The following is a 269-nucleotide window of genomic DNA, read 5'->3' on the forward strand; positions in this document are numbered from 1 at the left end:
CGACTCCTCCTTCTTCTTAGGCGATGCCGAAGGCGCCGGCGACGAGGGTGCCGATCTTCGTGATGACCCAGGCCAGAACTCCCTGGACGCCCTCGCCGACCGGGCCCGGGATCGTGGACGCCAGCACCGGCAGGACCGCGCCCAGGGCGAGCGTGCGGTGCTCGACCCTGCGGGTCACCAGGTCGTTGGCGAACATGAAGGTGACGAACAGCGCCGGGAAGCCGGTGATGATCAGCCCGGTCCACTCGCCGACCGATGAGGTCGCCCAG

General features: G+C 69.1%; 1 protein-coding gene. It reads right to left on the minus strand.

Annotated elements, in window-relative coordinates:
• Positions 1 to 16: 16 nt before the first annotated feature.
• A partial coding sequence (locus tag IG90_RS40480) for a hypothetical protein (RefSeq protein ID WP_033895134.1) occupies positions 17 to 269 on the minus strand: 253 nt, incomplete at its 5' end.

This window comes from Streptomyces anulatus, from assembly GCF_000721175.1.
Taxonomy (GTDB): Bacteria; Actinomycetota; Actinomycetes; order Streptomycetales; family Streptomycetaceae; genus Streptomyces; species Streptomyces anulatus_C.